The organism is Stenotrophomonas maltophilia, assembly GCF_003970865.1.
Taxonomy (GTDB): Bacteria; Pseudomonadota; Gammaproteobacteria; order Xanthomonadales; family Xanthomonadaceae; genus Stenotrophomonas; species Stenotrophomonas maltophilia_AR.
The window spans coordinates 1-19,538 of the sequence record NZ_RXLZ01000016.1 but is presented as its reverse complement, the minus strand read 5'-3'; the positions used below and the strand labels follow the sequence as shown (position 1 = coordinate 19,538).

Here is a 19,538-nt window from a genome sequence, read left to right as displayed (position 1 = left end):
GGTGGCCGGACAGCGCAGGGGTGGAACCCTTTGCCTTCATCCGTGACACATTTCCGCCCGCGTGCGCCTGCAGGCCGCCGACCGTGCGCGCAGCGAAGGCGGCCCGGACGAACAGTTGGGCGCATTCCATATCGACGGACTGATCGTGGCCACACGACAACTGGTACGCGAGGCACATCATTGCCTCTCCGGCGGCGGCGCCTGATCGGCCCGGACATGCTCCCGCTACAATCGCGCAGGGAGCGCAGGGAGCGCAGGAGACCGCAATGGACGCCGAACACCTGGAGTACTTCAAGGCCGCACTGGAAGGTCGCGCAAGCGTGGGCTGGAACGTCTGGTTCGCAGCCAACCAGCAGGCGCTGGCACAACAACTGAGCCGCCCTGCACTGCTGCGCTTGAAGTTCAGCAAACTGGATGAAGCCGAACGCCTGCTGGCCGAGGCCGGCATCGTGCCCGGCAGCACAACGGGCAAGCGCTACGAAATGTACTGCGCGCAGTTCGCGGCAGACGTGGTGGACGCGAACGGTCGCCCGCTGCCGGCCATCTGGCGCGCGGCGCACGGCGGTGCCATCGGCCTGCTTGCCGATGGTGAGCAGGAGGCCGGGCAGGCGAAGCTGCTCGCGGAGTTCCGCCGGGTCCGCAAGCGCGGGATGCAGCAGGCCCACGAGTGGTTGGCCGATCTGTGCTTTGAAGGCGAGATGGAACTGACCAGCGGCAATGCCGAAGTGGGTCGTAGCCTGTTGGCGGTGGTGGTGCAGGCCGGCAGCGGTCACGACCTGCTGGATGCTACGGCGATGATCGCGCGCGCGCTGCTGGACGGACATGGCTGAGACGGTGCGCGCTTCCGGCTGATCTTTCTGGATCGCAGGCAACAAAAAAGCCCCCATTGCTGGAGGCTTCTTTCGTTCTGCAACATGGTGGGCGGTACAGGGATCGAACCTGTGACCCTTGCCGTGTGAAGGCAATGCTCTACCGCTGAGCTAACCGCCCGGTGTGTTGCTGAGCCGCTCATTATAGGGGCTTTTCAGAGGCCGTCAACCGTTTTTCACATTCGTGTTCACGGGTGTCTTCGGGCAACAGCAGTCGAGCATGGCTCGACTCTACAGGACCGCGAGGCGCTGCCTCACATCGTATGGGTCGGCTTGTCCGAGCCGGTCAAGCCGGCCAGCAGGGTCTCGATCTTGTGGCGCACGCCCTCGCCTTCGGCACCGTCGGCCAGCTGCACGCCGATGCCGGCGGTGCGGTTGCCCTGCGCGCCGGCCGGGGTCACCCAGATCACCTTGCCGGCCACCGGCAGGCGCTCGCTGGAATCCGGCAGGGTCAGCAGCAGGAACACCTCGTCGCCCAGGAAATAGCGCTTGGGCGTGGGCACGAAGATGCCGCCGTTTTTCACGAACGGCATGTACGCGCTGTACAGCGCGGCTTTGTCCTTCACGGCCAGGGACAGGATGCCCTGGCGGGCGTTGCTGGCACTCATCGATTTCCCCTTGCGGCAGCCCGCTCGTTCACCTTGTTCCAGGCCAGCAGCAACTCGACCACCGCAAGGTCTGCACGCACCGTGGTGCGCAGCAGGTCGCGGGTGCGGTTGGCAGCGTCGAACCAGGCTGCAAGCTTGTGCAATCGCTCCGGCGTGGTCAAGGCATCGGTGCTGGCCTGGGCCAGCGCCAGGTCGGCGGCAAAGCGCAGGCGCAGCGCCGCGTTGTCATCGCCACACCACTTCTGCGCCAGCTCTACCGCGCCAGTCTTGCCGGCGGCCAGCTGCTCCAGCTCGCGGCCTACTTCACGGCGCAGGCTCAGGCCGTCTTCACGCAGCCAGTTGTCGGCCTGGCCGGGATGGCCGCGCGCCGCGTCCAGCGCTTCGCGCGCCGATGCTTCGCTGTGGCCCTGCTGCTGCAGCCAGGCCATCGCTTCGTGCTGCGGCGGCAACTTGAATTCCAGGCGCTGGCACCGGCTGCGGATGGTCTGCGGCAGGCGCGCCGGATCGCTGCTGATCAGCCACAGGTAGCGGCCGGGCTGCGGCTCTTCCAGCGTCTTCAGCAGCGCGTTGGCCGCCGAGCGGTTGATCGCATCGGCCGGGTCGACGATCACCACCTGCGCCACGCCGTACTGTGGGGTCAGCGCCAGCTTGTCGGTGATCTCACGCACCTGCTCGATGACGATCTCGGTGCGCAGCTTGTCGCCGCTCTTGTTCGGAATGAAGCTGACCAGCTGCAGATCCGGATGAGTGCCGGCGGCGATCAGCTGGCGCGTGCGCGTGGCATGCGCGGCATCACCGCGCGCCAGCACGTGGTCGGCCAAGGCCAACGCCACCTCGCGCTTGCCCAGCCCCGCCGGCCCGCAGATCAGCAGGCCATGGCCGAGCCGATCAGCATCGAGTGCGGCAACTGTCTGATCGAACGCGCGCTGCTGCCATGGCGAAAACGTGCTCATGCACCCTCCCCGTCCTGCAGCCAATGCTCGACACATGCGACCACATCGGCCGCCACACGCGCCTGTACCTGGCCGGCGTCGATCAGCGCGAAGCGCTGCGGGTCCTGCTGCGCGCGGCTGCGAAACACTTCGCGCACGCGCTGGAAGAAATCGTCCTGTTCGCTCTCGATGCGGTCCGGCCACAGGTCACGGCCATTGGCGCGTGCACGGCCCACTGCCACGTCCACGTCCAGCAGCAGGGTCAGGCCCGGCAGCAGGCCCACCGCGCGACGTTCCAGATCGGCAATCCACTGCGGATCGAGGCCGCGGCCACCGCCCTGGTAGGCATAGCTGGAATCGGTGAAGCGATCGCTCAGCACATAGGCGCCGCGCTGCAGCGCCGGCTGGATCACCTGGCGCACATGCTGCGCGCGTGCAGCGAACACCAACAACAGTTCGGCCTCGGCACTGAGCGGCTCGGCGGCGATCTCGGCATCAGGTTTCAGCACCAGGCCGCGGATGCGCTCGGCCAGCGGCGTACCGCCCGGCTCGCGGGTCAGTACCACCTCGTGGCCATGGCTGCGCAGGCAGTCACGGATGGCATTGATGGCGGTGGTCTTGCCCGCGCCCTCGCCGCCTTCCAGGCTGACGAAACGCGGGTGGCGAAGCAGCGCGGGACTCATTGCGCCGGGGTCTCCTTGGTACGTTGCTGGCGCAGCTGCTGCAGGTAGCGGGCCACTGCGGCGTTGTGCTGGTCCAGGCTGGGCGAGAACACGTGCGCGCCGCTGCCATCGCCCACGGCGACGAAATACAGCGCGTCGCCCGGTGCAGGCTGTGCGGCCGCCATCAGCGCATCGCGGCTGGGCATGGCGATCGGGGTCGGGGTCAGGCCGGCACGGGTATAGGTGTTGTAGGGCGTATCGGTGGTCAGGTCGCGGCGGCGGATGTTGCCGTCATACGCGGCACCGATGCCGTAGATCACGGTCGGGTCCGTCTGCAGGCGCATGCCGATCTTCAGGCGGCGCATGAACACGCCGGCAATCTGCGGACGCTCGCTGGCCAGCGCGGTTTCCTTCTCGATGATCGACGCCATCGTCAGCAGTTCGTAGGGCGTGTTGATCGGCAGGTCCGGCGCGCGGCTTTCCCAGGCTTCATCCAGTGCCTTTTCCATCGCGGCGTGGGCGCGCTTGAGCACGTCCAGATCGCTGTCGCCGCGCTGGTAAACATAGGTCTCCGGCAGGAAGCGGCCTTCCGGATGCTGACCACCGAATCCGAGACGCTGCATCAACGCGGCATCATCCAGTGTGTCGGTGGTATGCAGCAGCGGCTCGGCGCGCTTGAGCGCGGCACGCAGCTGGCGGATGTTCCAGCCTTCGATGATGGTGACGCGGTGCTGCAGCACCTTGCCGGCGCGCATGCGCAGCAGCAGCTCACGCGGGGTCAGGTCGCCACTGAGCGCGTACTCGCCCACCTTCAGCTTGCCGGCCGCATCGAGCTGGCGCGCCAACAGCTGCCACTGGGTGTCCTGGCCCTCGTCCACACCGGCATCGCGCAGCTTGCGCAGCACGCTGTTCATGCCATCGCCACTGGCGATGACCACGCTCTCGGCGGACGGGGTGATCGGGGCATCGGCGAACCGGGTCTGCTGGTAGAAGAACCACGCGCCCGCGCCGGCCACGACGGCGGCCAGCACCACCACCAGCGTTACCACGAACAGACACCCGCGCTTGGCTCCCGCCATGGACTACCTCTGAACTCGATTCCGTCGTGCAGGATACCGTGCCGGTGGATTGGGGTCATGACCGGGTGGCGTCGCCGTGCCGACCAACGGTCGGCACCCACCCGAACAATGGCCCCCACTGGTACCGGTAGTGCCGGCCGCTGGCCGGCAATCGCGCGGATCATGGGTGTATCAGATTGCCGGCCAGCGGCCGGCACTACCGGAATACGCCTAGCCCTGCTGGCCCAGCGCGCGCAGCAGGCCGCGGGCCTTGGCGCGGGTCTCGTCCAGTTCCTTGTCCGGGTCCGAATCGACCACGATGCCGGCGCCGGTGCGGAAGCTCACCTCGTGGCCATCCACTTCGGCGGTACGGATCAGGATGTTCAGGTCCAGGTCGCCATCGCGGTTCAGCCAACCGAACGCGCCGGTGTAGGCACCACGCGGCACCTGCTCCAGCTCGCTGATGATCTGCATGCAGCGCACCTTGGGGCAGCCGGTGATGGTGCCACCCGGGAACGTGGCGGCAATCACCTCGCCGGGCGTGACCTCCGGGCGCAGATGGCCGCTGACATTGCTGACGATGTGGTGCACATGGGCGTAGCTCTCCACGGTCATCAGCTCATCCACCACCACGGTGCCCGGCAGGCAGATGCGGCCCAGGTCGTTGCGTTCCAGGTCGATCAGCATCACGTGCTCGGCCCGTTCCTTGGGGTGACCGACCAGCTCCTGGATGCGCGCAGCATCATCGTCCCCCTCGAAGCGCGGACGCGTGCCGGCAATCGGACGAGTCTGCGCGTGACCGGCATGCACCGACACCAGCCGCTCCGGCGAGGAACTGACCACATGGCGGCCGTGCGCGCTGAACAGGCCGGCGAACGGTGCCGGGTTGGCACGGCGCAGCTGCGCGTACAGCGCCTGCGGGCTGACCGGCACAGCGAACTGGGCGCTCCAGCGCCGCGACAGGTTCACCTGGAACACATCGCCGGCGCGCAGGTATTCGATCACCCGGCGCACGCCGTCGGTGAAGCGCTGCGGCGCATCCTCGCCCACCGACTGCGGCGGCTGCCAGCCCTGCCCGGCTTCGGGCAGCGCGGCCGAGGCCAGTGCTACCAGCGCATCCAGCAACGCCTGCTCGCCGGCTTCGGCGATGACGAAGCTGGCATCGTTGTGATGGTCGTGCAGCACCGCGGCCGGGCAGCGCAGTGCCAGCGCAGTCGGGCGGCCGTCCTCGCGCACACGCGCCGGCAGCACCGGTTCGATCTGGCTGGCCACTTCGTAGTCCAGCATCAACGCCCAGCCGCCGCGGAACGGCAGGCTGTGGCTGCCGTCGTGCGGCAGGCGTTCGCGCTGCCAGGCGCGATCCAGCACCTGCAGGAAGCTGCCGGCGTGTACCGCATCGTGCTGGTCGCGCACCTGGCCATCGGCGTCCAGCCGCAGGCAGTCGCCCTGCGCGGCCAGCAGCAGGCTCCAGCGACCCTGGGCGGTGCCCGAGTCGGTGGATTCCATCAGCAGCGGGAAGCGCGCCGGCTCGTGCTGCTGCAGGGCCAGCAGATCGATCGGGTGCGGCAGCGGGTGGATCAGCGGTGCGTGGGTCATGGCGGCCAGTTCAGGGATTCAGATGCACGGAAGCCGCCTTGCGGCGGCTCCGTAGAACGCGGAGTCGAGCATGGCCCGACGCTACAACTCGGTCAGACGCGCTTGAAGATCAGCGTGCCGTTGGTGCCGCCGAAGCCGAAACCATTCGACATCACCACGTCGACCTTGGCCTGGCGCGCTTCGTTGGGCACGTAGTCCAGGTCGCAGCCTTCGCCCGGCTGCTGCAGGTTGATGGTCGGCGGAATGACGTTGTCCTGCAGCGCCATCACCGAGAAGATCGCTTCCACGCCGCCGGCAGCGCCCAGCAGGTGGCCGGTCATCGACTTGGTGGAGCTGACCATCATCTTGTAGGCGTGGTCGCCGAAGGCGGTCTTCATCGCCATGGTCTCGCCCAGGTCGCCCAGCGGCGTGGAGGTGCCGTGCGCGTTGAGGTAACCGACCTGTTCCGGGGTCACGCCGGCGTCCTTCATGGCCATGGCCATGCAGCGCGCGGCACCTTCGCCGTTCTCGCTCGGTGCGGTCATGTGGTACGCGTCGGAGCTGGCGCCGAAGCCGGCCAGTTCACAGTAGATCTTCGCGCCACGCGCCTTGGCGTGCTCGTACTCTTCCAGGATCAGGATGCCGGCGCCGTCGCCCAGCACAAAGCCGTCACGGTCCTTGTCCCACGGGCGCGAGGCCTGTTCCGGAGCGTCGTTGCGGGTGCTCATGGCTTTCATCGCGCAGAAGCCGCCCAGTGCGGTCGGCGACGAGCCACGCTCGGCACCGCCGACCACCATCACGTCGGCATCGCCGTACTGGATCATGCGCATCGCGGTACCGATCGAATGGTTCGAGGTCGCGCACGCCGACACCGCCGAGAACGACGGGCCCTTCAGGCCGGTGATGATGCTCAGCTGGCCCGGCAGCATGTTGATGATGGTCTTGGGCACGTAGAAGGGCGAGATCTTCTTGCCCTCATGGAACTCGATGGTCTGCTCTTCGATGCCGAGCAGGCCACCGATGCCGGCGCCGACGATGGCGCCCATGCGATCGGCATTGGCTTCGGTGATCTCCAGGCCCGAGTCGTGCAGGGCCATGAACGAGGCACCGAGGCCGTAATGGATGAACGGGTCCATCTTCTTGGCATCCTTGCCGCTGACCCGGAATTTGCCGAACAGTTCGTTGTCGGCGGTGATGTCGAATCCCTTGACCTCACCTGCAATCTTGGTGGTGAACCGATCCAGGTAGGCATCAGAAACGTTGGTCAGCGGACCGATGCCCGAACGACCATGGGTGATGCCTTCCCAGCTGCTGGCCAGATCATTGCCCAACGGCGAGACGATACCCAGGCCGGTTACGACGACGCGACGCTTCATTGCTGATTCTCCTGGCCCGGATGATTTCAACGGGCAACTCGGTTTGCTTCGGTGTGATGCTCAAACACACGGGGCCGCAACTGCGGCCCCATGGGGTGCGGTGCGCGGCGAGCGTGAACCCGCGCGCGCACTGCCGTCTGACATCAGGCCTTGACGTGGGCCTTGATGTAGTCGATGGCGGCCTGCACGGTGCTGATCTTCTCGGCTTCTTCGTCCGGGATCTCGCACTCGAATTCTTCTTCCAGGGCCATCACCAGCTCGACGGTGTCCAGCGAGTCAGCGCCCAGGTCATCGACGAACGATGCGCTGTTGGTGACTTCTTCTTCCTTGACGCCAAGCTGTTCGACGACGATTTTCTTGACGCGTTCTTCGATGGTGCTCATGGGATCTCGCTCCAGATGGAGTTGTGGTTCAAAAGTGGTCGCCATCAAAGGCGATGGCCGTGGGATAGTGTAGTGGAAACCGGCGCGGCCTTGCATCGCAGCAAAAACCTCAGCAGATCAACCACTTGCGGCGCAATCCCTGCGCCCCTTGCTTACGGCATGTACATGCCACCGTTCACATGGAGGGTTTCGCCGGTGATGTAACCGGCAGCCGGGCCGGCCAGGAAGGCCACCGCATGGGCGATGTCTTCCGGCGAACCCAGGCGTTCGAGGGCGATGTCGTTGATCAGCGCGGTACGCGCTTCTTCCGGCAACGCCTTGGTCATGTCGGTGTCGATGAAGCCGGGTGCGACAACATTGACGGTGACACCGCGCGAACCGATTTCCTTGGCCAGCGACTTGCTGAAGCCGATGATGCCGGCCTTGGCAGCCGCGTAGTTGGCCTGGCCGGCATTGCCGGTCACGCCCACCACCGATGCGATGTTGATGATGCGGCCCTTGCGCGCCTTCATCATGCCGCGCATCACCGCCTTGCTGGTGCGGAACACGCTGGTCAGGTTGGTGTCGATGATCGACGCCCAGTCCTCGTCCTTCATGCGCATCAGCAGGTTGTCGCGGGTGATGCCGGCGTTGTTGACCAGGATCGAGATCGGACCGAATTCCTTGGCGATGCCGTCCAGCACGCTGTCCAGCGCAGCGGCGTCGGTGACATTCAGCGCGCGGCCGTGGCCACCGTGGGCGGCCAGGCGCTCACCAATCGCGGCCGCGCCGGATTCGGTGGTGGCGGTGCCGATGACGGTGGCGCCCTGGGCGGCCAGCAGATCGGCGATGGCGGCACCAATGCCACGGCTGGCGCCGGTGACCAGTGCGATTTCACCCTGCAGGGGCTTGCTCATGATGTTTTCCTCAGGCTGGGACAGCCGTCGTACCCGTACCGCTTGCAGCGGCCACCGGTACGCTCGGCAGGAACAAGGGGGATCAGGCCGACCATGCCTCGCGGGCGGCTTCGAAGTCGCCCGGCGTGGCCAGCGAACGGCCGTCGATGGCCTTGTCGATGCGCTTGACCAGGCCGGTCAGCACCTTGCCCGGGCCGCACTCGGCGATCTGGGTGACGCCACGGCCAGCCAGCGCCTGCACGCACCCGGTCCACTGCACCGGCTGGTACAGCTGCTGGACCAGCGCAGTACGGATCGCGTCGATGCCGTCATACACCTTGGCGTCGACGTTCTGCACCACCGGCAGCTGCGGCGCCTGCCAGGCCAGGCCGGCCATCACTTCGGCCAGGCGGTTGGCGGCTTCGCGCATCAACGGGGTGTGCGAAGGCACGCTCACGGCCAGCTTGACCGCCTTGCGCACGCCCTTCTCGGCCAGCAGCGCCAGCGCACGGTCAACCGCGTCGGCGTCGCCACCAATCACGATCTGGCCCGGCGAATTGAAGTTGGCCGGCACCACCACCTGGCTGCCTGCCGCTTCAGCGCAGACGTCCAGCACCAGCTGATCTTCGGCGCCGAGCACGGCGGCCATGGCGCCGACACCGGCCGGTGCAGCTTCCTGCATCAGCTGGCCGCGCAGGCGCACCAGGTGCGCACCGTCATGCAGGCTCAGCGCGCCAGCGGCAACCAGGGCGGTGTATTCGCCCAGACTGTGGCCGGCCAGCACCGACGGGCGCGGACCGCCCACGGCGTTCCAGGCGCGCCACACGCCGATGCTTGCGGCCAGCAGGGCCGGCTGGGTGTATTCGGTGCGGTTGAGCATTTCCTCCGGGCCGCCCTGGGACAGCGCCCACAGGTCGACGCCGGCACCATCGGATGCCTCGGTGAAGGCGTCACGCACCTGCGGGTGCAGTTCAGCCAGCTCGGCCACCATGCCCACAGACTGCGAGCCCTGGCCGGGGAAGACAAAAGCGAGGGTGGATACGGTCACGCGGTCATCCGCTTGTTGCAATCGAAGCGGGCCATGATAAGGGGGAACATGCCGTGTCGTCTGTACGTGCGCGTATGCACGCGTATGGTGAAGGGCTGTCGCAACGCGCTGGAGATCGGGGTCGGATCCCTCTCCATGGGAAAAGGGATCCGGCCTCAGCCGTTGATCAGCAGAACAACTGCAGGACGTCCAGATCGCCGTCGGCGAGGAAATCCACGCACAGGCCGACCAGCATCAGCACGCCCGCGGTGCTGGCGCCATGGGCGATGAAGATCGAATGGGCCAGCGCGCGCGCTGAGCGGCCCAGCTTCATGCAGACCCGGGCCAGGCTGCGCAGGCGGCCACTGACCGCGTGCACGTGCTCGCGCACCGGCGCCTGGGCATCGCCCATCGCCTCGGCCATCATCGCCTGCAGGTGCTCGGGGCGGTCGGCATAGTACTTGGCCACGCCATAGCCGAACATCAGCCAGTCGCGGGCCTGCGCTTCGGACAGATCCATCACTTCCAGCGGATCTTCCTCGAAGTCGATGAAACCGACCTTCTCGCCATCCCAGGTGAGATTGCGTGGCAACGGCTGGCCGAAATAGGCGCCGCGCTCATGCGCTGCGGCAATGGCCAGCATCGCCGCCATCACCAGGCGGTCGCGGCCTGCCTCGTCGGCTTCGCGCAGGCAGGTATTGAACGAACTGCCGTTGTCGCCGATCACCAGCGCGGCATGCCCGGTGCCCAGCACATCGGGCACGTTCACGCCCTGCGCCTGCAGTTCTGCAAGGCGACGGGCTTCGGTTTCGCGTGCGGCATCACCGCCACGGTGCGGCGGCGGGCGCAGGGCGTCCAGATGAAAACGACGGGCAACAAAATTGAGCAGGCCAAGGGCCAGCGCCCGGCTTCCCTTGCCGTATTGCTTCAGCCAGGCACGTTGCCCTTCGATGACGATGGGCTCAACCATGACAGGTCCTCCTTAAACGCGTTACGGCCCCAGAGGGGCCGCAACGACAAAGCTTCACGTTGTCGTAACTTGCACTATCAATAGCGCAGCAGAGCCGAACCCCACGTGAAGCCGCCGCCGAAGGCTTCCAGCAGCAGCAGCTGGCCGCGCTCGACCTTGCCCGAACGCACGGCGGCGTCCAGCGCCAGCGGCACCGAGCCGGACGAGGTGTTGCCGTGCTTGTCGACGGTCACCACGACCTGGTCCATCGACATGTCCAGGCGCTTGGCGGTGGCTTCGATGATGCGCAGGTTGGCCTGGTGCGGAATCAGCCAGTCCAGGTCGGACTTGTCCAGGCCGTTGGCGGCCAGGGTCTCGTCCACGACCGAGTCCAGCGCCTTGACGGCGTACTTGAACACGTCGTTGCCCTTCATGTTGATGGTGCCGCCGCCATTGGCGCCGTCCTTGAAGCCGGTCGAGACACCGACCGGGTTCCACAGCAGCTCCTTCTTGCTGCCATCGGCATGCAGGTGGGTACTGAGGATGCCGGTCTCTTCGTCGGCCTTGAGCACGACGGCGCCAGCACCATCACCGAACAGCACGCAGGTGGTGCGATCGTTCCAGTCGACCATGCGGGTCAGCGTTTCGGTGCCGATCACCAGCACATGCTTGCAGTCACCGGAACGGATGAATTTGTCGGCCACGCCCAGCGCGAACACGAAGCCCGAGCAGGCTGCGTTGACGTCAAAGGCAGGGCACCCCGCAACACCGAGCTTGGCCTGGATCAGGCACGCGGTGGACGGGAAAATGAGATCAGGGGTGGTCGTGCCGACCACGATCATGTCGAGCTGCGAGGCGTCGATGCCTGCGGCTTCAAGCGCGCGCAGGGCGGCGTTGTAGCCAAGGTCGCTGGTGGTTTCGCCTTCGGCCGCGATGTGCCGTTCACGAATTCCGGTGCGCGACTGGATCCACTCATCCGAGGTTTCGACCATTTTTTCCAGGTCGGCGTTGGTCAGGACTTTTTCCGGCAAATAGCTACCGGTGCCCGCGATCCTCGAATAGATCCGCTTGCTCATCATGTTTCCTGTTGCGCGGGCCGCCGATCACCGGCACACCCGGGAAAGAAGGCAAAGGCCGCTGCCCGGAGGCAGCGGCCTTCCCGGCACATCAATCTTCTTCGACGGCCGAGGTCTTGGTCTGGATGACCTTCTTGCCGCGGTAGAAACCATCGGCAGTGATGTGGTGACGCAGGTGCACTTCGCCGGTGGTCGGGTCGGTCGACAGCTGCTTGGCGCTCAGGGCGTCATGCGCACGACGCATGCCGCGGCGGGACGGGGTGACACGGGATTTCTGCACAGCCATGGGATTGCTCCAAACTCGGTTCGTTTTGCTTCGTCGTATCGTCGCGCAGGACGCCAGCGCCCAGCACACTTTCGCTTTCGCCGCAGCCGCCGACGACAATCCGGCTGCTATTGTTTCTTCAGTGCCGCCAACGCCGCGAACGGGTTGGCCTGCTTTGTTTCTTCTTCGCTCGGTGCCCAGTCCTTGTCGACTGCTTCACCGTCGGGCGACAGCGGCACCACAGGCACCGCCAGCACCAGCTCGTCCTCGACCAGGTCCAGCGGACGCAGCTGACCGTCTTCCGGCACCAGCAACGCCTCGTATTCCTCCGGCAGGGACGATTCCTCGTCCTCGTCGCGGATCAGGCCAAGCCTCTGGGTCATCTTCACCGGCAACAGGAATCGCTGCATGCTGCGCTGACAGGTCAGCGGCAACGCGGTGTCGATGGTCAATTCCACATAGGATACCCGCAAGACGTCGTCGCGACCGAATTCAAGCGAGTAATTGCACTCGCCGTCGGTATCTGCGACCAACCCTTGCAGGCGGGTCAATTCAGCCAGGGAGACCTGACCGTCGAAGCGCCTTCGCGCTACAACCATCCGCCAGGCATCCAGCGTTTCGGGCACGTTCGCGGACATAAGCCGCTGAATACTAAGGATCGGGGCGGCGACTGTCAAATGCCCGCCATACAGGACTTGCCGCTGGCGCTGCGGACACGCCAGACTGCCATGCCCTGCCCCGGTATTCTCGCATGTCACTGGTCCTGGCCTCCACCTCCCGCTACCGCCGCGAACTGCTGCAGCGACTGGGCCTGGCCTTCGACTGCGCGCGCCCGGAGGTGGATGAAACCCCGTTGAACGGCGAAGCGCCACTGGCCCTGGCCACCCGCCTGGCCGCCGCCAAAGCGGCCGAGGTGGCGTCCCGTCATCCCGGCGCGTGGGTGATCGGCTCGGACCAGGTCGCGGACCTGAACGGCCAGCCGCTGGGCAAACCGGGTACGGTCGAGGCCGCCTGTGCTCAGCTGGCAGCGATGTCCGGGCAGACCGTCCGCTTCCACACCGCCGTCTGTCTCAGCCGTGATGGAGAATCATTCACGGCCGTCGATCTGACCGAAGTCTGCTTCCGCGCACTGGAACCGGACGAGATCGCCCGCTACGTGGCTACCGAACAGCCACTGGACTGCGCCGGCAGCTTCAAATGCGAGGGCCTGGGCATCAGCCTGTTCGACGCCATCGACAACCGCGACCCGACCGCACTGGTCGGCCTGCCGCTGATCGCGGTATGCGGATTGCTGCGCAGGGCCGGTTTCGCGGTGCCCTGAACTGTAGCGTCGAGCCATGCTCGACTGCCCTTTTTGTAGAGTCGAGCCGTGCTCGACTGCTTCTGCTGTAGATGGCAGGCGACCCGGAAAAAGCAGCCGAGCATCGGCTCGGCTCTACAGGACCAGAGGACCTCAACGAACCTCGAACGGTTGTTCCTGCCATTCCTCCACGCTGCCGTCGCGGCCGTGCAGGCGCAGGCCCAGCCAATGCCGACCCGGCGCCAGCGTGGCGGTATCCAGCGACGCATCAAAGCCCACCGCCGGATGCTGCGGATCGGTGCTGTCCGGCCAGATGTGGCGCACGTCGAACACACGCCCATAGCGGGCGTCACCGATCGAGCGGCCATCGAGCAGCATCTCCACGCGTGCCAGGCCGACGCCATCCTTGAACGCCCAGCCCTTGATCGCGAGTGTGCCGGACACCTTCTCGCCATTGGACGGCGCATCCAGCCACGCCATCGCCGGCGTCACGCACGGCCCTTCCGCGCGCTGCACCGGCAGGCGGAACAGCAGGAAGCGCTGGAACCCGTGATCACTGCTGACCACGCGTGGCGCAGGCATCGGCCCCACCTGTTCGCAGATGGCGTGATAGCGCTCCAACAGTTCGCGATAGCGCTGGTCGCTGGGTGACAGCACCAGCAGCATCGGCGCCGTGCGCTCGCCCTCATGCAGCAGGCCCCACTGCGCCAGCTGCGCGGTGCGGCCATGCTTGTCATTGAGCGGATGCGGCAGCACCTCGATGTTGCCGTTGCCCAGCTGGAAACCCAGCTCGGCGCCGACCTTGAAGTTGCCGGCCAGCACGCGCGTCCCTTCCGGCATCTGCCGCAGCTCTTCGTGGACCGCTACCGCCAGTGGCTGCCAGCCGGCGAAGTTGCGCGGGTAGTACTTGCTGCCGGCCATCTGCTCGCGCAGTGCCGGCGTGGATGCCATCAGGTAGTAGCCGAACGCCAGCACCATGCCCGCGCCTGCAAGCCACCAGCCGGTGCGGCGCAGCCAGCGCGGCCAGCCGTTGAGCACCACCGGCACCGCTACCAGCAGTGCGAGGTAGCCCGGCAGCGGCCAGTGGAAACTGATCCGCTCGACGTCAGTGAAGAAGCCGAGCACGAAAATACCCAGCGTGGATACGCCACCCACCAGGCCGAAATAGCGCCACTGCACGCGCGTACCGCCACCGCTCCGGGTTCCTGCCAGCGCCACCTTCCACATCGCCATGCACAGGATCGGCGTCACCAGCATCGGCTGGATCACCAGGAACCACAGCCCGCCCCATTCAAAGGCCCAGGGATGACGCTCGACCACCTGGAATTTCAAACCGGCATCGTGGTTGTCCGCATTCCACGCCAGCAGTGGCAGCCATGCCAGCACGCCCACCGCCAATGCCACCCACACGCGCGGATCGGCCAGCATGCGCCGCCCCTGCGGCAATGCCAGCAGCGCGATGAAACCGACGCCGATGACACCGATGAAACGGTAGTGGCTGAGTGCACCGATCAGCAGGCCCAGTGCCAGCTTCATCGCCGAGGAGGCATCCACGTTGTGCAGCAGGCGCGCACCGGCGTGCAGGCAGATCACCGCCGCCAGTGCCATCGGCACGTCCGGCACCGCCAGCAGGCCCAGCGTCGCCGACAACGGCATCAACAGCGTGAGGCTACCTGCCTGCCAACCGGCCACATTGCCGAACCAGCGCGTGGCCGTGCGCACCACCAGCAGCGGCAGCAGCGCACCGATGGCCAGGAACGGCAGGCGCAGCGCGAGCACGTGATGCCCACCGATCTCCACGCCCAGGCGGGCCAGCCAGGCGGTCAATCCGGGCAGATCCGAATAGGCCGCGGCCAGATGCTGGCCTTCCTGCCAATAGAACGCTTCGTCGACGAACAGCGGCAGGCGCGCGGCAACGATCAGCTTGGCCGCTGTGACCAGCGTCCATAACCAGAGAAATATCGTCCGTGCGCGCTGTTCGCCTTGCATTGCTCTATGGATAATCGAGTGGATTCCAGATCTGAGACGATCATGCCAGCTTCGTCCCCCAACCCCAGCATGCTAACCGATCAATTGCGTCAGGCCCTGCGGGAGGCACAGGATCAGGTGAACGCACTGGTACTGGGCAAGGTGCCGGAAGTCAGGCTGGCCTTCGTCGCATTGCTGTCCGGCGGTCACCTGCTGATCGAAGATCTGCCCGGCCTGGGCAAGACCACGCTGGCGCATGCACTGGCCAGCAGCCTCGGCCTCAGCTTCCAGCGCGTGCAGTTCACCTCCGACCTGTTGCCCGCCGATGTGCTGGGCGTGTCGGTGTATGAAGCCGGCAGCCGCCAGTTCCAGTTCCACCCCGGCCCGGTGTTCACCCACGTGCTGCTGGCCGACGAGATCAACCGTGCCCCACCGCGCACGCAGAGCGCGTTGCTGGAAGCAATGGCCGAGCAACAGGTCACCCTGGACGGGCAGACGCATCCGCTGCCCGACCCGTTCTTCGTGATCGCCACGCAGAACCCGGTGGACCTGTCCGGCACGTTCCCGCTGCCGGATTCACAGCTGGATCGCTTCCTGCTGCGGCTGGCGATGGGCTACCCCAGTGCCCAGGCCGAACGCGAACTGCTGCGTGGCAGCGACCGTCGCGACCTGATCGCGCGTGCCGTACCGAAGCTGGATGACACCCAGGTGCGCGCGCTGCGCGACGCGGTGAACCAGGTGCACGCCAGCGACGCGCTGATCGACTACGTGCAGGCGCTGCTGACCCGCAGCCGCCAGCACGCCGGCGTGCGCGTCGGCCTGTCACCCCGTGCCGGCCTGGCGCTGCTGCGTGCGGCCAGGGCACATGCCCTGCTGCTGGGTCGCGGGCATGTCGTGCCCGAGGACGTGCAGACGCTGTTCGTCGCAGTGGCCGGTCACCGGCTGGTGGCGGAAGCCGAATCCAGTTCGGGACCGGCACTGGCGCGCGCGATCCTGCAGACCGTCGCGGTGGATTGAGCGTGGCCACACGCTGGGCACGCATGCAGCTGCTGGCTCGGCCACGCAGGCCCGAAACCTTGCCGAAGCGGCTGGATCGCCATCGCATCTATGTGCTGCCCACCCGCTTCGGCCTGTTCGTTGCCACCCTGCTGGGGGCCATGCTGCTGGGCGCGCTGAACTACAACAACAATCCGGCGCTGCTGCTGGCCCTGCTGCTCGCGGCAGCGGCAATCGCCAGTGCCATTGCCGCGCATCTCCAGTTGTCCGGCGTGCAGATCGATGCGATCTCCGCCGAGCCGGTACCGGCCGGGCAACCGTTGCGCCTGCGCGTGGACCTCTCACTGCGTGATCCGCGTGCGCGGCACGGCCTTCATCTGCAGCTGGGTGACAGCAACGCCTGGACCTCGCTGCCTGCGCACGGCCGCGGCGAAGTGGAACTGGACGTTCCCAGCGAACGCCGTGGCTGGCTGGAACTGCCGCGTATCCGCCTGTCCACCACCCAGCCCCTGGGCCTGGTGCGGGCGTGGTCGTGGGTGTGGCCGGAACAGCCGCTGCTGGTCTACCCGCTGGCCGAAGCCATGGCACCTGCACTGCCGGAGAGCGGCAGCGATCCGCTGCATACCCGCGCCCACGCCAGCGGCGAGGAACTGCATCAGCTGCGTCCCTACCGGGCGGGCGATGCGCCGCGCAGCATTTCCTGGAAGCACTCGGCTCGCCGCGACAGCCTGCTGGTGCGCGAGTACGAAAAGCCGGTCGGCATCGAAGTGATCCTCGACTGGCGCTCATTGGCGCCGCTGGGCCATGAAGCACGCATCGCTCGATTGGCGCGCTGGGTGGATGTGGCCGAGCGCGAGGGCCGCCGCTACACCCTGCTGCTGCCTGCGCACCCGCCGTTCGGGCCTGGCCAGGGCGCCAGCCACCATCACCTGTGCCTGCGCGCGCTGGCGCTGATGCCGCATGACTGAGACCCCGGCCCTGCTCGACCGCAATGCCCGCAACTGGACCCTGGCCAGCGCGGCGCTGGCACTGTTGCCGTTGCTGCTGCAGCTGCCGCCACTGCTGGCTGGCGTGATCGCGCTGGCGGCGATCATCACCGCCGTCCTGTCGTGGCGGACCGTGTTGCCGATGCCGGTACGCCTGCTGCTGGTGCTTGGCATGCTCGGCGCCATCGTCTGGCAGATGGGCATGGTGCGCCCGGGACGCGATACCGGTTGCGCGCTGCTGGCCGCGATGCTGGCGATCAAGTCCAGCGAGCTGCGCAGCCTGCGTGATGCCCGCAGCCTGCTCGGCTTCGCGCTGTTCTCGCCCTTTGCAGCCTTCCTGCTCGACCAGGGGCCGCTGACAACAGTACTGGCCGCGCTGGCCGGGGGCAGCGCACTGATCGCGCTGCAACGCCTGGCCCAGGATGAAGGCCATGCTGGCCGCCTGCCACTGCGTGGGCAGCTGCATGGTGTCGGCCGCCTGCTGGCGATCGGCCTGCCGCTGGCATTGGCCTGCTTCTGGCTGTTCCCGCGCCTGGCCACGCCACTGTGGGGTGTTCCCGAGCGCGCCGTGGGTACGCCGGGGTTGTCCGACAGCATGGAGCCCGGCCAGTGGCTGGACCTGATGGCCGACGACAGCCCGGCGCTGCGCGTGCAGTTCTTCGGCGCTCCACCCGAGCCGGCGCAGCGCTACTGGCGCGGCCCTGTACTGACCGCCTTCGATGGACGGCGCTGGACACGCGACCGCGCCAGCGCGCGACGACCTGCCGCGGTGGTTGAAGCCGGTACACAGGGCTGGGATTACCAGATCGACTACGAGCCCACCGACCGCCGCCAGCTGGTGGCGCTGGACCTGCCCAGCCGCGCACCTGCGGGCAGCGTGCTGGATGCGGACATGAGCCTGAGCAGCGAACGCCCGCTGGCCTCGCTCAGCCGCTGGCGGTTGCATTCGGCCCCTCCACTGCGCTTCGACAACACGCTGTCGCCCTACCTGCGCCGCGCGACGTTGCAGCTGCCGGCCGGCTTCAACCCGCGCACCGCCACGTTGGCGCAGCAATGGCGACAGCAGGCTGGCAGCGATGACGAGGCCGTCGTGCGCCGCGCGCTGCAGTGGATCACCACCGATTTCTCGTACACGCTGGACACCCCTGCGGCGGGTCGCGACCCGATCGACGAGTTCCTGTTCGGCTACAAGGCCGGCTTCTGTGAACACTTCAGCTCGGCCTTCGTGGTGCTGATGCGCAACGCCGGCGTCCCGGCGCGGGTGGTGACCGGTTTCGCCGGCGGTACCCGCAACCGCATCGGCGACTACTGGGTGGTGCGGCGGATGGATGCCCACGCCTGGGCCGAGGTATGGCTGCCGCAGCGCGGCTGGGTCCGGGTCGACCCGACCGCAGCCGTTGCACCGGAACGCATCCTGGACACACTGGACGACCGCCTGCAGGCCGGTACGGACACGCCACTGCAGCAGCGTTGGCTGCAGCTGGGCCAGATGGGCGACTGGCTGCGCCGCGGCTGGAACGACCTGGTGCTGTCCTTCGATGCGCGCCGCCAGCAGCAACTGCTCAAGCCCTTCGGGCTGGACGATCTGGGCCCCGGGCAACTGGTCGCCGGCTTCGTGGTGGCCGCACTGCTGGCGCTTGCGTGGATGGCCTGGCTGCTGGCCCGAGGCGAGCGCGAACGCGACCCGCTGCTGCGCGCCTGGCACCGGCTCGGACGGCGCTACGCCCGCCTCGGCCTGGCCCGTGAACCGCACGAAACCGCACAGGACTGGGCACAGCGGGTGCACCGGCAGCGCCCCGACCCGACCCTGCTCGCACTCAGCCAGCGTTTCGCCGACGCGCGCTACGCTGGAACTTGCACCGACCTCGCTTCATTATTGCGGGACCTGCGCAGGCATCGCCCGACTTCCGGAGCCTCCCCATGAACACCAAGTTCCTTCTCACCGCTGTGGCCACGCTGGCCCTGTCGGCCTGCGCCACGGCCCCCAAGCCGCTGCAGGGACAGTTCAGCCTGGTCTCCCCTCGCGACTCGGTCGCTACCCAGCAGGTCGGCACGCCGGTCCGTTGGGGCGGTCGCATCATCGAAACCAAGCCCGGCCAGGGCGAGACCTGCTTCCAGATCATCTCGCGCCCGCTCAATGGCAGTGGCCGCCCGAACACCACCTCGTCCGACGCCAGCGACGGCCGTTTCATCGCCTGCCGTGCCGGTTTCTACGACCCGGCGGTGTTCGAAGCCGGTCGTGACGTGACCTTCATCGGCAAGATCGACGGCTACCAGAACACCCGCATCGGCGAGTACGACTACCGCCTGCCGAAGCTGTCGGCCGATGTGATCTACCTGTGGCCGGAGCAGCGCCAGGTCGACGTGGTGCCCTACCCCTATGGCCCGTGGGGCCCGAGCCCGTATGGCCCGTACTGGGGCGGCTACGGTCGCTGGGGCTGGTGGTGATCGTCACCGCACAGGCATGACGGAAAAGGCCGCCCTCGGGCGGCCTTTTTTCATCCACTGACCCGTCCTGAATTGGGTTGACACCTTTTCCCTCTGGAAAAGGAATGTTCAATGAAATCAACAATCAGGCGCAGCCAACGGGATTACTCGCTGGCCTTCAAGTTGTCAGTGGTCGACCAGGTCGA

21 protein-coding genes and 1 tRNA gene are annotated in these 19,538 nt (G+C 67.0%); 7 read left to right on the top strand and 15 right to left on the bottom strand.

Annotation, left to right across the window (positions count from 1 at the left end; genetic code table 11):
- The first annotated feature begins 61 nt into the window (after window positions 1-61).
- Together EKL94_RS22535 and EKL94_RS07215 are read left to right on the top strand one after the other, a co-directional pair.
- Window positions 62-205: a hypothetical protein gene (locus tag EKL94_RS22535; protein ID WP_221767980.1), complete on the top strand. Its 144-nt coding sequence runs from the start codon at window positions 62-64 to the stop codon at window positions 203-205.
- Between the two features lie 61 nt (window positions 206-266).
- The gene (locus EKL94_RS07215) at window positions 267-830 is read left to right on the top strand and encodes a hypothetical protein (protein ID WP_126928564.1); all 564 of its coding nucleotides are present in this window, start codon (window positions 267-269) and stop codon (window positions 828-830) included.
- 85 nt (window positions 831-915) lie between these two features.
- On the opposite strand, the gene EKL94_RS07210 is transcribed toward EKL94_RS07215, so the two are convergent.
- The 14 genes from EKL94_RS07210 to EKL94_RS07145 all read right to left on the bottom strand — a co-directional run bounded on the left by EKL94_RS07210 (window position 916) and on the right by EKL94_RS07145 (window position 12,293).
- Window positions 916-990: transfer RNA gene (locus EKL94_RS07210), tRNA-Val, on the bottom strand.
- Window positions 991-1,123: 133 nt separating this feature from the next.
- Complete coding sequence (locus tag EKL94_RS07205) at window positions 1,124-1,477, bottom strand: PilZ domain-containing protein (RefSeq protein ID WP_005412452.1); 354 nt, start codon at window positions 1,475-1,477, stop codon at window positions 1,124-1,126.
- Complete coding sequence (locus tag EKL94_RS07200; protein WP_126928563.1) at window positions 1,474-2,430, bottom strand: DNA polymerase III subunit delta'; 957 nt, start codon at window positions 2,428-2,430, stop codon at window positions 1,474-1,476. Before EKL94_RS07200 ends, EKL94_RS07205 begins: the two co-directional genes overlap by 4 nt.
- Window positions 2,427-3,092 carry a dTMP kinase gene (gene tmk / locus EKL94_RS07195; protein WP_126928562.1) on the bottom strand — a complete coding sequence of 222 codons (666 nt, stop codon included), beginning with the start codon at window positions 3,090-3,092 and terminating at the stop codon, window positions 2,427-2,429. Before tmk ends, EKL94_RS07200 begins: the two co-directional genes overlap by 4 nt.
- On the bottom strand, window positions 3,089-4,150 hold the full coding sequence (gene mltG, locus EKL94_RS07190; protein ID WP_126928561.1) for an endolytic transglycosylase MltG: 1,062 nt from the start codon (window positions 4,148-4,150) through the stop codon (window positions 3,089-3,091). The genes tmk and mltG overlap by 4 nt, the downstream gene beginning before the upstream one ends.
- Window positions 4,151-4,360: 210 nt before the next feature.
- Window positions 4,361-5,725 (bottom strand): aminodeoxychorismate synthase component I, encoded by a 1,365-nt coding sequence (locus EKL94_RS07185; RefSeq protein WP_126928560.1) that lies wholly within the window; start codon window positions 5,723-5,725, stop codon window positions 4,361-4,363.
- Between the two features lie 92 nt (window positions 5,726-5,817).
- Window positions 5,818-7,080 (bottom strand): beta-ketoacyl-ACP synthase II, encoded by a 1,263-nt coding sequence (fabF, locus tag EKL94_RS07180; protein WP_126928559.1) that lies wholly within the window; start codon window positions 7,078-7,080, stop codon window positions 5,818-5,820.
- A 143-nt stretch (window positions 7,081-7,223) separates the two neighbouring features.
- Window positions 7,224-7,463, bottom strand: a complete 240-nt coding sequence (gene acpP, locus EKL94_RS07175; protein ID WP_005415509.1) for an acyl carrier protein — start codon at window positions 7,461-7,463, stop codon at window positions 7,224-7,226.
- A 152-nt stretch (window positions 7,464-7,615) separates the two neighbouring features.
- Complete coding sequence (gene fabG / locus EKL94_RS07170; protein ID WP_004146899.1) at window positions 7,616-8,359, bottom strand: 3-oxoacyl-ACP reductase FabG; 744 nt, start codon at window positions 8,357-8,359, stop codon at window positions 7,616-7,618.
- Between the two features lie 82 nt (window positions 8,360-8,441).
- Entirely contained in the window at window positions 8,442-9,386 is a 945-nt protein-coding gene (gene fabD, locus EKL94_RS07165) for an ACP S-malonyltransferase (RefSeq protein WP_126928558.1), read from the bottom strand.
- Between the two features lie 166 nt (window positions 9,387-9,552).
- Window positions 9,553-10,335, bottom strand: a complete 783-nt coding sequence (locus EKL94_RS07160; RefSeq protein ID WP_126928557.1) for a BUD32 family EKC/KEOPS complex subunit — start codon at window positions 10,333-10,335, stop codon at window positions 9,553-9,555.
- A gap of 77 nt (window positions 10,336-10,412) precedes the next feature.
- Window positions 10,413-11,390 (bottom strand): beta-ketoacyl-ACP synthase III, encoded by a 978-nt coding sequence (locus EKL94_RS07155; RefSeq protein WP_049434317.1) that lies wholly within the window; start codon window positions 11,388-11,390, stop codon window positions 10,413-10,415.
- Between the two features lie 91 nt (window positions 11,391-11,481).
- A complete protein-coding gene (gene rpmF / locus EKL94_RS07150; protein ID WP_004154640.1) occupies window positions 11,482-11,676 on the bottom strand; it encodes a 50S ribosomal protein L32 in 195 nt (64 codons plus the stop codon).
- Window positions 11,677-11,783: 107 nt separating this feature from the next.
- On the bottom strand, window positions 11,784-12,293 hold the full coding sequence (locus EKL94_RS07145; protein ID WP_032127767.1) for a YceD family protein: 510 nt from the start codon (window positions 12,291-12,293) through the stop codon (window positions 11,784-11,786).
- 113 nt (window positions 12,294-12,406) lie between these two features.
- On the opposite strand from EKL94_RS07145, the gene EKL94_RS07140 reads away from it, so the two are divergent.
- Window positions 12,407-12,976, top strand: coding sequence for a Maf family protein (locus tag EKL94_RS07140; protein ID WP_126928556.1), 570 nt, complete (start codon window positions 12,407-12,409; stop codon window positions 12,974-12,976).
- A 132-nt stretch (window positions 12,977-13,108) separates the two neighbouring features.
- Here EKL94_RS07140 and EKL94_RS07135 read toward each other — a convergent pair whose 3' ends face one another.
- Entirely contained in the window at window positions 13,109-14,944 is a 1,836-nt protein-coding gene (locus EKL94_RS07135) for a glycosyltransferase family 39 protein (protein WP_126928555.1), read from the bottom strand.
- Between the two features lie 42 nt (window positions 14,945-14,986).
- Here EKL94_RS07135 and EKL94_RS07130 point away from each other — a divergent pair, with 42 nt between their 5' ends.
- From EKL94_RS07130 to EKL94_RS07115, 4 genes are read left to right on the top strand one after another with little or no spacing between them, the layout of a single operon-like run.
- Entirely contained in the window at window positions 14,987-15,940 is a 954-nt protein-coding gene (locus EKL94_RS07130; protein WP_043398214.1) for an AAA family ATPase, read from the top strand.
- Between the two features lie 23 nt (window positions 15,941-15,963).
- The gene (locus tag EKL94_RS07125; protein ID WP_185830003.1) at window positions 15,964-16,887 is read left to right on the top strand and encodes a DUF58 domain-containing protein; all 924 of its coding nucleotides are present in this window, start codon (window positions 15,964-15,966) and stop codon (window positions 16,885-16,887) included.
- Complete coding sequence (locus tag EKL94_RS07120; protein ID WP_126928553.1) at window positions 16,880-18,829, top strand: transglutaminase TgpA family protein; 1,950 nt, start codon at window positions 16,880-16,882, stop codon at window positions 18,827-18,829. Before EKL94_RS07125 ends, EKL94_RS07120 begins: the two co-directional genes overlap by 8 nt.
- On the top strand, window positions 18,826-19,353 hold the full coding sequence (locus EKL94_RS07115; RefSeq protein WP_032127773.1) for a Slp family lipoprotein: 528 nt from the start codon (window positions 18,826-18,828) through the stop codon (window positions 19,351-19,353). Before EKL94_RS07120 ends, EKL94_RS07115 begins: the two co-directional genes overlap by 4 nt.
- Window positions 19,354-19,538: the final 185 nt, after the last annotated feature.

Bases quoted from the DNA above. Each gene is read 5' to 3' on its own strand.
- acpP (WP_005415509.1), bottom strand. From the start codon at position 7,463: ATGAGCACCATCGAAGAACGCGTCAAGAAAATCGTCGTCGAACAGCTT.
- fabG (WP_004146899.1), bottom strand. From the start codon at position 8,359: ATGAGCAAGCCCCTGCAGGGTGAAATCGCACTGGTCACCGGCGCCAGC.
- EKL94_RS07200 (WP_126928563.1), bottom strand. From the start codon at position 2,430: ATGAGCACGTTTTCGCCATGGCAGCAGCGCGCGTTCGATCAGACAGTT.
- EKL94_RS07215 (WP_126928564.1), top strand. From the start codon at position 267: ATGGACGCCGAACACCTGGAGTACTTCAAGGCCGCACTGGAAGGTCGC.
- EKL94_RS07115 (WP_032127773.1), top strand. From the start codon at position 18,826: ATGAACACCAAGTTCCTTCTCACCGCTGTGGCCACGCTGGCCCTGTCG.
- EKL94_RS07185 (WP_126928560.1), bottom strand. From the start codon at position 5,725: ATGACCCACGCACCGCTGATCCACCCGCTGCCGCACCCGATCGATCTG.
- EKL94_RS07155 (WP_049434317.1), bottom strand. From the start codon at position 11,390: ATGAGCAAGCGGATCTATTCGAGGATCGCGGGCACCGGTAGCTATTTG.
- EKL94_RS07140 (WP_126928556.1), top strand. From the start codon at position 12,407: ATGTCACTGGTCCTGGCCTCCACCTCCCGCTACCGCCGCGAACTGCTG.
- tmk (WP_126928562.1), bottom strand. From the start codon at position 3,092: ATGAGTCCCGCGCTGCTTCGCCACCCGCGTTTCGTCAGCCTGGAAGGC.
- mltG (WP_126928561.1), bottom strand. From the start codon at position 4,150: ATGGCGGGAGCCAAGCGCGGGTGTCTGTTCGTGGTAACGCTGGTGGTG.
- fabF (WP_126928559.1), bottom strand. From the start codon at position 7,080: ATGAAGCGTCGCGTCGTCGTAACCGGCCTGGGTATCGTCTCGCCGTTG.
- EKL94_RS07160 (WP_126928557.1), bottom strand. From the start codon at position 10,335: ATGGTTGAGCCCATCGTCATCGAAGGGCAACGTGCCTGGCTGAAGCAA.
- EKL94_RS07130 (WP_043398214.1), top strand. From the start codon at position 14,987: ATGCCAGCTTCGTCCCCCAACCCCAGCATGCTAACCGATCAATTGCGT.
- rpmF (WP_004154640.1), bottom strand. From the start codon at position 11,676: ATGGCTGTGCAGAAATCCCGTGTCACCCCGTCCCGCCGCGGCATGCGT.
- EKL94_RS07135 (WP_126928555.1), bottom strand. From the start codon at position 14,944: ATGCAAGGCGAACAGCGCGCACGGACGATATTTCTCTGGTTATGGACG.
- EKL94_RS07120 (WP_126928553.1), top strand. From the start codon at position 16,880: ATGACTGAGACCCCGGCCCTGCTCGACCGCAATGCCCGCAACTGGACC.
- EKL94_RS07205 (WP_005412452.1), bottom strand. From the start codon at position 1,477: ATGAGTGCCAGCAACGCCCGCCAGGGCATCCTGTCCCTGGCCGTGAAG.
- EKL94_RS07125 (WP_185830003.1), top strand. From the start codon at position 15,964: ATGCAGCTGCTGGCTCGGCCACGCAGGCCCGAAACCTTGCCGAAGCGG.
- EKL94_RS07145 (WP_032127767.1), bottom strand. From the start codon at position 12,293: ATGTCCGCGAACGTGCCCGAAACGCTGGATGCCTGGCGGATGGTTGTA.